This window comes from Bordetella genomosp. 13, from assembly GCF_007679965.1.
Taxonomy (GTDB): domain Bacteria; phylum Pseudomonadota; class Gammaproteobacteria; order Burkholderiales; family Burkholderiaceae_B; genus Bordetella.
The window spans coordinates 230533-243576 of the sequence record NZ_VEHL01000009.1; the positions used below are offsets into that span (position 1 = coordinate 230533).

Annotated in this window: 12 protein-coding genes; 9 read left to right on the forward strand and 3 right to left on the reverse strand. The window is 68.6% G+C overall.

Annotation, left to right across the window (positions count from 1 at the left end):
- The first annotated feature begins 29 nt into the window (after nt 1-29).
- The 4 genes from FS845_RS21120 to FS845_RS21135 are packed head-to-tail and all read left to right on the forward strand — an operon-like array spanning nt 30 to nt 3904.
- Nucleotides 30-1019 (forward strand): ABC transporter permease, encoded by a 990-nt coding sequence (locus FS845_RS21120; protein ID WP_144639015.1) that lies wholly within the window; start codon nt 30-32, stop codon nt 1017-1019.
- On the forward strand, nt 1019-1933 hold the full coding sequence (locus tag FS845_RS21125; RefSeq protein ID WP_144639017.1) for an ABC transporter permease: 915 nt from the start codon (nt 1019-1021) through the stop codon (nt 1931-1933). The genes FS845_RS21120 and FS845_RS21125 overlap by 1 nt, the downstream gene beginning before the upstream one ends.
- 7 nt (nt 1934-1940) lie before the next feature.
- Nucleotides 1941-2915: an ABC transporter ATP-binding protein gene (locus tag FS845_RS21130; RefSeq protein ID WP_144639019.1), complete on the forward strand. Its 975-nt coding sequence runs from the start codon at nt 1941-1943 to the stop codon at nt 2913-2915.
- Complete coding sequence (locus FS845_RS21135; protein WP_144639021.1) at nt 2912-3904, forward strand: ABC transporter ATP-binding protein; 993 nt, start codon at nt 2912-2914, stop codon at nt 3902-3904. The genes FS845_RS21130 and FS845_RS21135 overlap by 4 nt, the downstream gene beginning before the upstream one ends.
- Nucleotides 3905-3919: 15 nt before the next feature.
- Here the strand turns inward: FS845_RS21135 and FS845_RS21140 are convergent, their stop codons facing one another.
- Both FS845_RS21140 and FS845_RS21145 read right to left on the reverse strand, forming a co-directional pair.
- Nucleotides 3920-4594, reverse strand: coding sequence for a Fe2+-dependent dioxygenase (locus FS845_RS21140; RefSeq protein WP_144639023.1), 675 nt, complete (start codon nt 4592-4594; stop codon nt 3920-3922).
- Between the two features lie 44 nt (nt 4595-4638).
- On the reverse strand, nt 4639-6951 hold the full coding sequence (locus FS845_RS21145; RefSeq protein ID WP_144639025.1) for a catecholate siderophore receptor Fiu: 2313 nt from the start codon (nt 6949-6951) through the stop codon (nt 4639-4641).
- A gap of 280 nt (nt 6952-7231) precedes the next feature.
- Here FS845_RS21145 and FS845_RS21150 point away from each other — a divergent pair, with 280 nt between their 5' ends.
- Both FS845_RS21150 and cysM read left to right on the forward strand, forming a co-directional pair.
- A complete protein-coding gene (locus FS845_RS21150) occupies nt 7232-7681 on the forward strand; it encodes a ComEA family DNA-binding protein (RefSeq protein ID WP_144639027.1) in 450 nt (149 codons plus the stop codon).
- Nucleotides 7682-7833: 152 nt separating this feature from the next.
- The gene (gene cysM / locus FS845_RS21155; RefSeq protein WP_144639183.1) at nt 7834-8754 is read left to right on the forward strand and encodes a cysteine synthase CysM; all 921 of its coding nucleotides are present in this window, start codon (nt 7834-7836) and stop codon (nt 8752-8754) included.
- Between the two features lie 6 nt (nt 8755-8760).
- On the opposite strand, the gene mltB is transcribed toward cysM, so the two are convergent.
- Nucleotides 8761-9918: a lytic murein transglycosylase B gene (gene mltB, locus FS845_RS21160; RefSeq protein WP_144639029.1), complete on the reverse strand. Its 1158-nt coding sequence runs from the start codon at nt 9916-9918 to the stop codon at nt 8761-8763.
- 273 nt (nt 9919-10191) lie between these two features.
- On the opposite strand from mltB, the gene FS845_RS21165 reads away from it, so the two are divergent.
- The 3 genes from FS845_RS21165 to FS845_RS21175 all read left to right on the forward strand — a co-directional run bounded on the left by FS845_RS21165 (nt 10192) and on the right by FS845_RS21175 (nt 12852).
- Nucleotides 10192-11106 carry a histone deacetylase family protein gene (locus tag FS845_RS21165; protein WP_144639185.1) on the forward strand — a complete coding sequence of 305 codons (915 nt, stop codon included), beginning with the start codon at nt 10192-10194 and terminating at the stop codon, nt 11104-11106.
- A 64-nt stretch (nt 11107-11170) separates the two neighbouring features.
- The gene (locus FS845_RS21170; protein ID WP_144639030.1) at nt 11171-11920 is read left to right on the forward strand and encodes an electron transfer flavoprotein subunit beta/FixA family protein; all 750 of its coding nucleotides are present in this window, start codon (nt 11171-11173) and stop codon (nt 11918-11920) included.
- A 2-nt stretch (nt 11921-11922) separates the two neighbouring features.
- A complete protein-coding gene (locus FS845_RS21175) occupies nt 11923-12852 on the forward strand; it encodes an electron transfer flavoprotein subunit alpha/FixB family protein (protein ID WP_144639032.1) in 930 nt (309 codons plus the stop codon).
- The last annotated feature ends 192 nt before the right edge of the window (nt 12853-13044 follow it).

Here is a 13044-nt window from a genome sequence, read left to right on the forward strand (position 1 = left end):
GCACCGTTGCCCTCTGGTTTCACATCCCCATGTTCGCATTCATTCTTCGCCGCCTGTTGCAGGCCGGCGCGGTCATGCTCACGGTCGCGCTGCTGGCGTTCGTGCTGTTCCAGTATGTGGGCGACCCTGTCTCCATCATGTTGGGCCAGGACGCCACGGATGCCGAACGCACCGAGTTGCGCCACCGGCTGGGTCTGGACGATCCCGCTCCTGCTCAGTTCGTACGCTTCGTCGGCAACGCCATCCAGGGAGATTTCGGCGTCTCGCTGCGGCAGAGTGAGTCCGTGTCCAGCCTGATCCGAAGCCGCCTGCCGGCCACGCTGGAGCTGTCGTTCGCGGCCGCGCTGCTGGCACTGGTGGTGGGTCTGCCACTGGGGGTCTATACGGCGTTGCGCCGCAATGGCTGGTTGTCCCAGATCGTGCTAGCGGGTTCGTTGCTGGGCGTATCGCTACCGACGTTCCTGATCGGCATCCTGTTGATTCTGGTGTTCTCGGTGCAACTGGGCTGGCTGCCCAGTTACGGCCGGGGCGATACCGTGGCACTGGGTTGGTGGACCACCGGTCTGTTGACGCCCACGGGCTGGAAGCACTTGATCCTGCCGGCCATCACGCTGTCGACGTTCCAGATGACGCTGATCCTGCGTCTGGTGCGCTCGGAGATGCTGGAGGTGCTGCGCACGGACTACATCAAGTTCGCGAGGGCGCGCGGCCTGAAGCGCCGCGCCATCCATTTCGGGCACGCGTTGAAGAACACGATGGTGCCCGTCATTACCATCACCGGACTGCAACTGGGCGGCATCATCGCCTTCGCCATCGTCACCGAGACCGTGTTCCAGTGGCCGGGCATGGGCCTCTTGTTCATCCAGGCGGTGCAGTTCGCGGACATTCCCGTCATGGCCGCCTATCTGTGCCTGATCGCGCTGGTGTTCGTGGTGATCAACCTGGCGGTCGATCTGCTGTACTTCGTCGTCGATCCGCGCCTGCGCGCGGGACTGAGCGGCGCTCGGGGAGGCCATTGATGGGCACCGTGTTCAGACGCTGGTGGAACAGCGATCTCTGTTGGTCGTGGCGGCACGCGCCGGTCGCGATGGTCGCCACGGTCGTGCTGCTGTTGCTGCTGGCGGGATCCTTCGGGGCGGGCTGGGTGGCGCCGCACGATCCCTTCGACCTTGCCTCCATCGAATTGCTCGATGCCTTGCTGCCGCCCGTCTGGGATGACAACGGCACGGCCAAGTATCTGCTGGGCACCGACAGCCAGGGCCGCGACCTGTACTCGGCGCTGCTGTACGGCATGCGGGTTTCCCTGCTGATCGGGCTGGCGTCGGTGCTGGCGTCGATGCTGCTGGGCATCGTGCTGGGCCTGTTGTCGGGTTATGTGGGCGGCCGCGTGGACGCCTTCATCATGCGGGTGGCCGACGTGCAGCTGTCGTTTCCGGCGATTCTGATCGCGCTGTTGATCGACGGCGTGGCGCGTGCCGCCGTGCCGCGCGAGCTGCACGAGGTGATTGCGTTCCCGGTGCTGATCGGCGCCATCGCGCTGGCCGGCTGGCCGCAGTATGCGCGCACCGTGCGCGGCTCGACGCTGGTCGAGAAGAACCGCGAGTACGTGCAGGCGGCGCGCGTGATCGGCGTGTCGTCGCCGGCCATCATGTTCCAGCACGTGCTGCCCAATGTGATGGGACCGGTGCTGGTGTTGGCCACGGTGCACGTGGCCACGGCCATCATCACCGAGGCCACGCTGTCCTTCCTGGGGGTGGGCGTGCCGCCGACCTCGCCGTCGCTGGGCACGCTGATCCGCATCGGCAACGACTTCCTGTTCTCGGGCGAATGGTGGATCACCATTTTCCCCGGCGCGGCCCTGGTGCTGCTGGTGCTGTCGGTCAACCTGGTTGGCGACTGGTTGCGCGATGCGCTGAACCCGAGATTGAACTGAGGCGGCCATGAGTGAATTGCTGGAAGTAAAAAACCTCTCGGTCGAGTTTCCCACGCGGCATGGCGTGCTCAAGGCGCTGGACGATGTGTCGTTCTCCATCGCCCAAGGCGAGGTGCTGGGCGTGGTGGGCGAGTCCGGCGCGGGCAAGTCGCTGACGGGCGCGGCCATCATCGGCCTGCTGGAGCCGCCGGGCCGCATCAGCGGCGGGCAGGTCCTGCTGTCGGGCCGGCGCATCGACAACCTGCCCGACGAGCAGATGCGACGCGTGCGCGGGCGCGAGATCGGCGCGGTGTTCCAGGATCCGCTGACCTCGCTCAACCCGTTGTACACGGTGGGACGGCAATTGGCCGAGACCATCGTCACGCACCTGTCTATGAGCTGGAGCCAGGCGCGCACGCGCGCCATCGAACTGCTGGCGGCCACGGGCATCCCCGCGGCGCGCGAGCGTATCGATCACTATCCGCACCAGTTTTCCGGCGGCATGCGACAGCGCGTGGTGATCGCCCTGGCGCTGGCGGCCGAGCCGCGGCTGGTGGTGGCAGACGAGCCCACCACGGCGCTGGACGTGTCGATCCAGGCGCAGATCATCGACCTGCTCAAGAAGCTGTGCCGCGAGCAGGGCGCCTCGGTGATGCTGATCACCCATGACATGGGGGTGATCGCCGAGACGGCGGACCGCGTGGCGGTGATGTACGCCGGGCGGCTGGCCGAGATCGGCCCCGTGGCCGACGTGATTCACCGCCCGCGCCATCCGTACACGGTGGGCTTGATGGGCTCGATTCCGTCCATACAGGGCCATGCCGAACGCCTGGTGCAGGTCGACGGCAGCATGCCGCGCCTGAACGCCATTCCGCCGGGCTGCGCCTTCAATCCGCGTTGCGGCAGGCGCATGCCGCGCTGCGCGCAGGAGCGTCCCGAATTGCTGGCCGTGGGCGGATCGCGCGCGGCCTGTTGGCTGCATGATGTGGAGGTGGCGGCATGACGGCCCCCCTGGTTTCCGTACGCGACGCCGCGCGCTGGTTCGACGTGTCGCAACCCTGGCTGGAGCGCGTGGTGGCGCGCAGTCCCAGGCAGATGCTGCGCGCGGTGGATGGCGTGTCGTTCGACATCGCCCGTGGCGAGACGCTGGCCCTGGTGGGCGAATCCGGCTGCGGCAAGTCGACGGTGGCGCGCATGCTGGTCGGGCTGTATGACCTGACGCGCGGCGCCATCGAGTTCGATGGCCAGCCCGTGGCGCGCATGCAGGGCCGTTCGGGCCGCGTGCTGCGGCGCCGGCTGCAAATGATCTTCCAGGATCCCTATGCCAGCCTAAATCCGCGCTGGCGCGTGGGGCGCATCATCGCCGAGCCGCTGGTGACGCACACCGGCATGAGCGCGGCACAGCGGCACGAGCGCGTGGCGGAACTGCTGACACAGGTGGGGCTGGATCCGGCCGACCGGCACCGCTATCCGCATCAGTTCTCGGGCGGCCAGCGCCAGCGCATTTCGATCGCCCGCGCGCTGGCCATGCGGCCCGAGTTCCTGGTGTGCGACGAGCCGACCTCGGCGCTGGACGTATCCGTGCAGGCGCAGGTGCTGAACCTGATGAAGGCCCTGCAGCGCGAGCTGGGCCTGACCTATCTGTTCATCTCGCACAACCTGGCCGTGGTGCACCACGTGGCGGACCGCGTCGGCGTGATGTACCTGGGCAGGATCGTCGAGGTGGCGCCGCGCGATGCGCTGTTCGCGCATCCCCGGCATCCCTATACGCGCATGTTGCTGGACGCCATTCCCGACCTAGAAGGCACCGGACGGCCGCGTACCGCGGTGGCGGGCGAGGTGCCCAATCCGCTGAACCCGCCCACGGGCTGCGCGTTCAATCCGCGCTGCCCGCACGCCAATGACCGCTGCCGCGGCGAGGTGCCGGTCGCCATGCCCGCCGGGCCCGGCGTGGTGGCCTGCCATGCGGTGGCCGAGGGCCGCCTGGGCTGACGCGGGGGGCGCAGCCTACACCTCCGCCCACTCCCTCAACAGGTTGTGATAGCAGTTCGTCAGACTCAACGTCTGTTCGGTCTCGCCCAGTTGCGCCCGCAAGGCCTGGATCGCCTGGTCCATGTCGAACAGCGTCTTGCGGTGCTCGTGCCGGCGCACCATGCTCTGCACCCAGAAGAACGACGCCAGGCGCACGCCGCGCGTCACCGGCGTGACGCAATGCAGGCTGTTGGCCGGGTACAGGATAAGGTCGCCGGCCGGCAGCTTCACCAGGTGCTCGCCATAGGTGTCGCGCACCACCAGCTCCCCGCCGTCGTAGTCGTCGGGATCACACAGGAACAGCGTGGCGGACAGGTCCGTGCGCAGCCAGCCGTCGGGGTGGCGGCGCACCGAGCCGTCGACGTGGAAGCCGTAGGTTTCCGAGTCCTCGTAGCGGTTGAACAGCGGCGCCGCCGTGCGCACCGGCAGGGCCGCGGCGAAGTACGTGGGATGGCGTTCCAGCGCGCGCAACACGACATGGCCCAGTTCGCGCGCCGTCTCGGACGACTCCGGCAACTGGCGGTTGCGCTTGGCGGCGGCGCCCTGCGTGCCGACCGTGGCGCGGCCGTCGATCCAGTTGGCCGCGTCCAGGCGCTGCCGCATGGCCTGCGCTTCGTCCCGCGACAGGACGTTGGGGATATGTAGCATCATGGCTGATCATGCGGCGACCGCGGCGGGCGGACGCCGTCACGCCATCAATAGTGGATGTTGGCCGTCAACAATACCGTGCGCGGCGCGCCGGGGAAATAGCGGTAGCCGCTCTTGTTGATGGACGCCACGTATTCCTTGTCGAACAGGTTGTACACGTTGAACTGGAAGTCCAGGTGCTTGTTCACCGTGTAGCCGGCCATGCCGTCGAACACCCAGTACGAACGGGCGCCGGTCGGCGTGCCGACCGCGCCGTCGGAGCCGCGCTCCAGCGAGCCGACGTAGCGTGCGCCGCCGCCCAGGCGGAAGCCGTAGGGCAGGGTGTACGTGGTCCAGGCCGAGAACGCGTGGCGCGGGGTCCAGCTCAGGTTGTTCGACCCGCCGCCCGTCACCGACGGCCCGTTCTCCACGGTGGCGTGCTGGATGGTGTAGCCCGCGGTGGCCGACCAGTCATCGGTGATCTGGCCGCTGACTCCCAGCTCCACGCCTTGCACGCGCTTCTTGGCGGTCTGGGCGATGGTGCCGTCCGATTCGGTCTGGACGTCGTTCTCGACGTCGGTGCGGAACAGCGCGGCAGACAGCAGCAGCCTGCGGTCCAGCACTTCCCACTTGGTGCCCAGTTCCGCGGTCTTCGCCTTCTGCGGCTTGAAGTTCGGACTGTTGGCGTTGGTGCCGTCGGCGGCCAGCTGGAACGTCGAACCGCCCGGGGGCTGCTGCGACACCGCGTAGTTGGCGTAGACGTTGCCGTTGGGTGCGACGCGGAACAGCGTGCCCAGCTTCCAGTCCACCAGGTTGCCCGAGGCCTTGGCGTCGATGGTGCTGATCGGCGTGCCGGTCGGCGCGCCGGCGCAGGCGACCGCGTTGCGTCCGGTGCCGCCGCACGCCGTGGCGCTGTCGTAGCGGGTGCGGTAGTGGTCGTAGCGCAGCCCGCCGTTGACCTGCCACCATGAATTCACGTCGATCGTGTCGAAAATGTAGGCGGCGACGGTGTCCGTGGTGCCGTGGGCATCGGCGCCGTTGGCATGGATGCCGGTGGCGCTGACGTAGCTGTCCGGATCGTACAGGTTGACCAGCGGCTCGGTGGGCGAGGTGCGGCCGAAGTTGTCCTGTGTCTCGCGCGTCAGCTCGAAACCGGCGCTGATGTCGTGCTTGAGCGTGCCGGTGTTGAAGCGCGTGGTCAGGTTGGTCTGGTTGGTGAGGATGCGGTTGTTGACGTTCTTGAGCGTCGGCACGCGGGCCAGGAACCAGGTGGACGGATCATTGGCGACGTAGCCCGGCTGCAGGTCCGCCGCCATGAAGGACGTCAGCAGGTAGTTCTGCTTGGTGCGGGCGTAGCGCGTGGTGTTGCGCAGCGTCGTGTTCGCGTTGAAGTCGTGCTCCAGCCGAACGGTGGCCATGTCGGTGGTGGACTGGTCGTGGTCGGAGTCCGTGCCATAGAAGTTGCTGGAGTTGACGGGCCGCGCGTCGCTCAGGAAACCCAGGGCCGCCTTCGGTGCCGAGTAGCCCGGCAGGCCCAGCGTGGACACGCCTCCGTCGGGCGTGTTGGACTGCTTGACGTGCAGGAAGTCCAGGAACACGCGGTTCTCCGTGCCCAGGCCGAACGCCAGCGAGGGCGCCACGCCCCAACGCGCGTTGTCCACGCGGTCGCGTCCGGCCGTGTTCGAATCCAGGCCCATCACGTTCAGCCGCATCGCCGACGTGTCGGACAGCGTCTGGTTCCAGTCCAGGGTGCCGCGCTTGTAGCGGGCACTGCCGACACTGGCGCTGGCGTCGAAGCTGTCTTCCAGCTTCGGCTGCTTGCTGACCAGGTTGATCGAGCCGCTGGGAGCGCTGCGGCCGTAGTCCGAGCCCGACGGTCCCTTGATCACCTCGACCTGTTCGGTGTTGAACATGTCGCGGTGCACCGAGGCCGTGTCGCGGATGCCGTCGATGTAGATGCTGTTGGACGTGTCGAAGCCGCGCAGGTAGATGGCGTCTCCGGTGGCGGTAGTGCCGTTCTCGCCCGCGTAGAACGTGCCCGCGCCGGCCACGCTGCGCAGGGCCTCGGTCAGCGTGGTGGCCTGCTGGTCCTTCATCAGCTGGCCGGTGACGACCTGCACGGTCTGTGTGGTGTCCACCAGCGGCTGAGTGAATTTCGGCGAAGCCAGCTTGTCGGCCTTGTAGGGGTTTTCCTGCTCGCCCATGACCTTCACGGGGGCCAGCGTGCTGACCTCGCCCGCGGGCGGGGCGGACTGGGCCAGCGCGGCGCCGGCGGGGCCCAGCAGCAGGCCCGCGATCAGCGAAACGGCGGCGCCGCCGGCCAGCGGCGCCGGGGTTGATGTAGCGGGAACTACGGACTTTCTGCTCTTGATGTATGACATGGTCGGATGGGCAGTAACGTGGCTTTTGATTGGGGTACTGCGCAAGCGGTGTCCCGGCTTTCCCTGGCAGGCCGCGTTGCAAGGGCAGAAATATAAATAAAAGTAATTTGCATTTAGCTGAACGAGCTCCGTCGAAGCCGGCGCGCCGCGCCGCGCGCGCGGCATAAGTAGAAACCGAAGGGATGTTTTCGTTCTTCGCCGGGCCTGCGCGCGGAGACGGCGACGCATGATGCACGCAGGGCGGATGCTTCCTTCCGCCCACGTGCATCAGGAGACCCGCATGAATCCCTTTACCCATGAACCCGTCGCGCAGCATCGGCCCGAAGCGTGCCGCTTCGTCGCGCGCATTCCCTCGGCCGGCCGGCCCACGCGCCGGCTGCTGGCCCGCACGGTGGGCCGGCTGGCCGTGGCCGGCACGCTGGGCCTGGCCGCCTTGCCGGCCTGCGCCCTGGACGTGAACACGGCCAACGCCGAGCAGCTCGAAGCCGTGCGCGGCGTCGGGCCGCGCATGGCGCAGACCATCGTGCAGGAGCGCACCCGCGGCGGCCGCTTCGAATCGCTGGAGGACCTGTCCGATCGCGTGCGCGGCATCGGGCCCAAGCGGGCGCAGGCCCTGCAGGCGGCGGGCCTGACGGTCGGGCCGGACGGCGCGGCGGTTGCCAAGCCGGTGGTGACCACGGCGCCGGCGGGCGGCGCCGCGTCCGCGCCGCGCCGTCCGGCCGCGAAATAAGGCGTTCGGCCCGCGATGCCGCGGCAAGCCGGCGCCCGGCATCGCGGGCCTGGCTGCCGTGCGCCGGCGCCGGGGCCGGCGATCCCGCCGTGCCCCTGGCGCCAGCGGGGCCATGCCGCACGATGCTGCGCTGCGGGGTTATCATGCCCCGCATGGACGCCATCACCTACCCCACCATCGAGCAGACCGTCGGCAACACGCCGCTGGTCCGTCTGCAACGCATTCCCGGCGATGCCGGGCAGCCCCGTGGCAACGTCATCCTCGCCAAGCTCGAGGGCAACAACCCGGCCGGTTCGGTAAAGGACCGCCCGGCGCTGTCGATGATCCTGCGCGCCGAGCAGCGTGGCGAGATCCGCCCCGGCGATACCCTCATCGAGGCCACCAGCGGCAACACCGGCATCGCGCTGGCCATGACGGCGGCCATGCGCGGCTACCGCATGATCCTGATCATGCCGGACAACCTGTCCGTCGAACGCCGCGCCGCCATGACGGCCTATGGCGCGCAGCTGATCCTCACGCCCGCCGACAAGGGCGGCATGGAATACGCCCGCGACCTGGCGATGGAAATGCAGTCCGAAGGCAAGGGCAAGGTGCTGGACCAGTTCGCCAATCCCGACAATCCGCAGGCCCACATCGAGGGCACCGGCCCCGAACTATGGAGCCAGACGGGCGGGCGCATCACGCACTTCGTCAGCGCCATGGGCACCACCGGCACCATCATGGGCGTGTCGGCATACCTGAAATCGCAGAACCCGGCCATCCAGGTCGTGGGCGCGCAGCCCGCCGAGGGCTCGCAGATCCCGGGCATCCGCAAGTGGCCCGAGGCCTACCTGCCCAGGATCTTCGACCGCAGCCGCGTGGACGCGTACGAATCCATCCAGCAGACCGAGGCCGAAGACATGGCGCGCCGCCTGGCGGCCGAGGAAGGCATCTTCGGCGGCATCTCGTCGGCCGGCGCGCTGGTCGCCGCGCTGCGCGTGGCGCAGCGGGTCGAGAATTCCACCATCGTGTTCATCGTCTGTGACCGCGGCGACCGCTATCTGTCCACCGGCGTGTTCGATCCGCCGGCCTGAGACGCGTCAGTACCGCACTTGCGCCGCGATCGCGTCGGCCAGGTCGGACACCGCGGTCGCGTAGAAGTAGCTGCGGTTGTACTGGGTCAGCGCATAGAAGTTGGGCGTGGCCGTGCGGTACTGCACGGTGCCGCGCGCTTCCTCCACCAGGTCCACCACGCCCAGCGGCATGGATTGCCAGCTGGCCGCGGGGGCGCCCGGATTGAGCCTTGCGCCGGCCGCTTGCAGCCTGGCCCAATCCTGCGTGGGCTGCAGCCCGCCGGTGGCCATGGCGGACGGGTCGGCCGGCAGCGCCACCGGCGCGAACACCGGCGCGCCGCGCTGCCAGCCATGCTGGGCCAGGAAGCTGCCCACCGACAGGATGGCATCGGCGCGGCTGTTGGCCAGGTCGATGTGGCCATCGCCGTCGCCGTCCACCGCGTAATTGCGGATGCTGCCCGGCATGAACTGCGGCAGGCCGATGGCGCCCGCGAACGAGCCGCGGGTTTCCAGGTCCAGCTTGCCTTCCAGCACCAGCACGATGAAGTCGCCCAGCTGGTCGCGGAACAACTGGATGCGCTCGGGCTTGGCGGGCTGCGGGTAGTCGAAGGCCAGCGTGGTCAGCGCATCCATCACGCGGAAATTGCCGACGTTGCGGCCATAGATGGTCTCGACGCCGATGATGGCGGCGATGATGGGCGCGGGCACGCCGTACTGCTGCGCGGCGCGGTTCAGCAGGTCCTGGTTTTCCTGGTAGAACTCGACGCCCCAGCGGATGCGCTTGGGCTCGACGAACCGCGCGCGGTAGGTGTTCCAGCTGCGCCAGATCTTCTTGCCCGGCGGGGCGGGTGCGATCAGTCGGGCCACCGTCGCGTTGTAGGTCGAGCCGTCCAGGCTGGCCAGCACGCGGTCCAGCGGCAGGCCGTTGCGCGCGGCCAGGTCGCGGGCATAGGCATCGACCTCGGGCCGCAATTGGCCGGTGGGCGTGGCGACGGAAGAGGGCTCCGGCGGCGGGGCGGCGGGGCCGATGCGCGTGGCGCCGTCGGCACCGGTGACGCTCGGTTGGGGCTGGGCCGGCTGCACGGCGGGCGCCGGCGCCGCGATGGGTGTTTGGGGTTTCGATGCCGCGCAACCCGCCAGGGCCGCCAGCATGCCGAACTGCAGTACTCGCCTACAAAGATGCATGATCTTCCTGTTGGGGGCCGCGAAGGACGGTCGATGCGTCTTCCAGCCCGAAGAGAAAAAGTGCCCCACGCCGCGCCGTCGATTTGCCGACCCCGGAGGGCTCCTGCCTTGGTGCGTTCCATCGGCCCGAACCGCCTTGCCCGACGGTGGCTATACTTGGGCCGGGCGGCCGCGCAGGCGCCCCACGAACAGCAAAGCAAGAGCACCCGGTTCCAGGCAGGACGACATGCGCGTCCCGCCTGCAAGGAAACCACTTACGTGACGTACGAGACACTGTATCTTACCCACCCGTCATGCCGACTGCATGAGATGGGCGGCTGGCATCCCGAGAGCCCCGAGCGGTTGGACGCGATCTCCGACCAGCTGCTGGCAAGCGGCCTGATGTCCTACCTGACCGAGCGCCAGGCGCCCGAGGCCGGGCGCGAAGACGTGCTGCGCGTGCATCCCGAGTCCTATCTGGACATGCTGCGCGCGAGGCTGCCGGCCGAGGGTTACGCAGCCATCGACCCCGACACGATGATGAATCCGCACACGCTGGACGCGGCGCTGCACGCGGCCGGCGCCGCGGTGGCCGCGGTCGACGCGGTGCTGGCGGGCGAGGCCGCCACGGCCTTCTGCGCGGTGCGTCCGCCCGGGCACCATGCCTGCCCCACGCAGGCCATGGGCTTCTGCTTCCTGAACAACGTGGCCATCGCCGCGGCGCACGCCATGGCCGTGCACGGCCTGCAGCGCGTGGCCATCGTCGACTTCGACGTGCACCACGGCAACGGCACCGAGGCGGCCTTCGCCGGCGACCCGCGCGTGCTGATGTGCAGCTTCTTCCAGCATCCGTTCTATCCGAACAGCGGCACGGCCGATCCCGCGCCCAACATGCTGAATGTGCCGCTGGCCGCCTACAGCACGGGCACCGCGGTGCGCAACGTGGTCACCGACCAGTGGCTGCCGCGCCTGGAGGCGCACCGGCCCGAGCTGATCCTGATCTCCGCGGGTTTCGACGCCCATCGCGAGGACGACATGGCGCAGATGGGCCTGGTGGAAGCGGACTACGCGTGGGTCACCGAACGCCTGGTCGAGGTGGCCGACCGCCACGCGCAGGGGCGCATCGTCAGCACGCTCGAAGGCGGCTACAACCTGTCCGCCCTCGGCCGCAGTGTGGTTGCCCATATACGGGCGTTGGCAAAGTTGTAGAATCAACGAATTGTGCACTGCAAGCCTGGCTCCGCCGGGCTACTACATATCTGGAGGCTGTTGGATGAAGGTGCTTGTTCCTGTCAAGCGCGTCGTTGACTACAACGTCAAGGTGCGTGTGAAATCGGATCAGACGGGCGTGGACATCGCCAATGTGAAGATGTCGATGAACCCGTTCGACGAGATCGCCGTTGAAGAAGCCACGCGCCTGAAGGAGAAGGGCGCTGCTGCCGAAGTGATCGCCGTGTCGTGCGGCGTCGCGCAGGCGCAGGAGACCCTGCGCACCGCGATGGCCATCGGCGCCGATCGCGGCATCCTGGTGCAGACCGACGCCGAGCTGCAGCCCCTGGCCGTGGCCAAGCTGCTCAAGGCCGTGGTCGACAAGGAACAGCCCCAGCTGGTCATCCTGGGCAAGCAGGCCATCGACGACGACGCCAACCAGACCGGCCAGATGCTGGCCGCGCTGCTGGACTGGCCGCAGGCCACGTTCGCCAGCAAGGTCGAGCTGGCCGATGGCAAGGTCACCGTCACCCGTGAAGTCGACGGCGGCCTGGAAACCCTCGCGCTGACGCTGCCCGCCATCGTCACCACCGACCTGCGCCTGAACGAGCCGCGCTACGTCACGCTGCCCAACATCATGAAGGCGAAGAAGAAGCCGCTGGACACGATCACCGCCCAGGACCTGGGCGTCGATCCGGCCCCGCGCCTGAAGACGCTGAAGGTCTCCGAGCCTCCCGGCCGCAAGGCCGGCATCAAGGTGGCCGACGTGGCCGCGCTGGTGGACAAGCTCAAGAACGAAGCGAAGGTGGTGTGAACATGACGACCCTGGTAATTGCTGAACACGACAACGCCCAGTTGAAGGGCGCCACGCTGAATGCCGTGGCCGCCGCCGCCAAGATCGGCGGCGACGTGCACGTGCTGGTGGCTGGCGCCAATGCGAAGGCCGTGGCCGACGCCGCCGCCCGCGTGGCCGGCGTGGCCAAGGTGCTGCTGGCCGACGGCGCGCAACTGGCCGATGGCCTGGCCGAGAACGTGGCCGCCCAGGTGCTGGCCGTGGCCGGCTCGTACAGCCACATCCTGTTCCCGGCCACCGCCGCGGGCAAGAACGTGGCCCCGCGCGTGGCCGCCAAGCTCGACGTGGCGCAGATCTCCGACATCATCTCGGTCGAGTCCGCCGACACCTTCCAGCGTCCGATCTACGCCGGCAACGCCATCGCCACCGTGCAATCGGCCGACTCGGTCAAGGTCATCACCGTACGCACCACCGCGTTCGACGCCGCCGCCGCCGAAGGCGGTTCTGCCGCCGTCGAGGCCGTGGATGCCGTGGCCGATTCGGGCAAGTCCTCGTTCGTGGGCCGTGAAGTCGCCAAGAGCGACCGTCCCGAGCTCGCCGGCGCACGCGTCGTCGTGTCCGGCGGCCGCGGCCTGGGCAGCGCCGAGAACTTCAAGATCCTCGACCCGCTGGCCGACAAGCTGGGCGCGGCCCTGGGCGCCTCGCGCGCCGCGGTCGACGCGGGCTATGCCCCCAACGACTGGCAGGTCGGCCAGACCGGCAAGATCGTCGCGCCGCAGCTGTACGTGGCCATCGGCATCTCCGGCGCCATCCAGCACTTGGCCGGCATGAAGGACTCCAAGGTCATCGTGGCCGTCAACAAGGACCCGGAAGCGCCGATCTTCGGCGTGGCCGACTACGGCCTGGTCGGCGACCTGTTCACCGTGGTGCCCGAACTGACCTCGGCGCTGTAATCCAGGGCCGGCCCGGCCGGCCCGCGCAGCGATGCAAAGAATGCCCGTCCTGGCAGCAGGACGGGCGTCTTGCTTTCTGCTTGGCCCGATCTATCGCCCGCTCCACGGTCCGGCTTTGCGGCCTGGCCCGATGGGTCCCGGCCGCCACCTCAAACCAAAGGCCGGGCCCGCGCGCCGGACGGCGATGCCGCG

Excerpts from the sequence above, each read along its gene's own strand:
- FS845_RS21120 (WP_144639015.1), top strand. The coding sequence starts at position 30 with ATGTTCGCATTCATTCTTCGCCGCCTGTTGCAGGCCGGCGCGGTCATG.
- cysM (WP_144639183.1), top strand. The coding sequence starts at position 7,834 with ATGGACGCCATCACCTACCCCACCATCGAGCAGACCGTCGGCAACACG.
- FS845_RS21130 (WP_144639019.1), top strand. The coding sequence starts at position 1,941 with ATGAGTGAATTGCTGGAAGTAAAAAACCTCTCGGTCGAGTTTCCCACG.
- FS845_RS21175 (WP_144639032.1), top strand. The coding sequence starts at position 11,923 with ATGACGACCCTGGTAATTGCTGAACACGACAACGCCCAGTTGAAGGGC.
- FS845_RS21170 (WP_144639030.1), top strand. The coding sequence starts at position 11,171 with ATGAAGGTGCTTGTTCCTGTCAAGCGCGTCGTTGACTACAACGTCAAG.
- FS845_RS21145 (WP_144639025.1), bottom strand. The coding sequence starts at position 6,951 with ATGTCATACATCAAGAGCAGAAAGTCCGTAGTTCCCGCTACATCAACC.
- FS845_RS21140 (WP_144639023.1), bottom strand. The coding sequence starts at position 4,594 with ATGATGCTACATATCCCCAACGTCCTGTCGCGGGACGAAGCGCAGGCC.
- FS845_RS21135 (WP_144639021.1), top strand. The coding sequence starts at position 2,912 with ATGACGGCCCCCCTGGTTTCCGTACGCGACGCCGCGCGCTGGTTCGAC.
- FS845_RS21150 (WP_144639027.1), top strand. The coding sequence starts at position 7,232 with ATGAATCCCTTTACCCATGAACCCGTCGCGCAGCATCGGCCCGAAGCG.
- mltB (WP_144639029.1), bottom strand. The coding sequence starts at position 9,918 with ATGCATCTTTGTAGGCGAGTACTGCAGTTCGGCATGCTGGCGGCCCTG.
- FS845_RS21125 (WP_144639017.1), top strand. The coding sequence starts at position 1,019 with ATGGGCACCGTGTTCAGACGCTGGTGGAACAGCGATCTCTGTTGGTCG.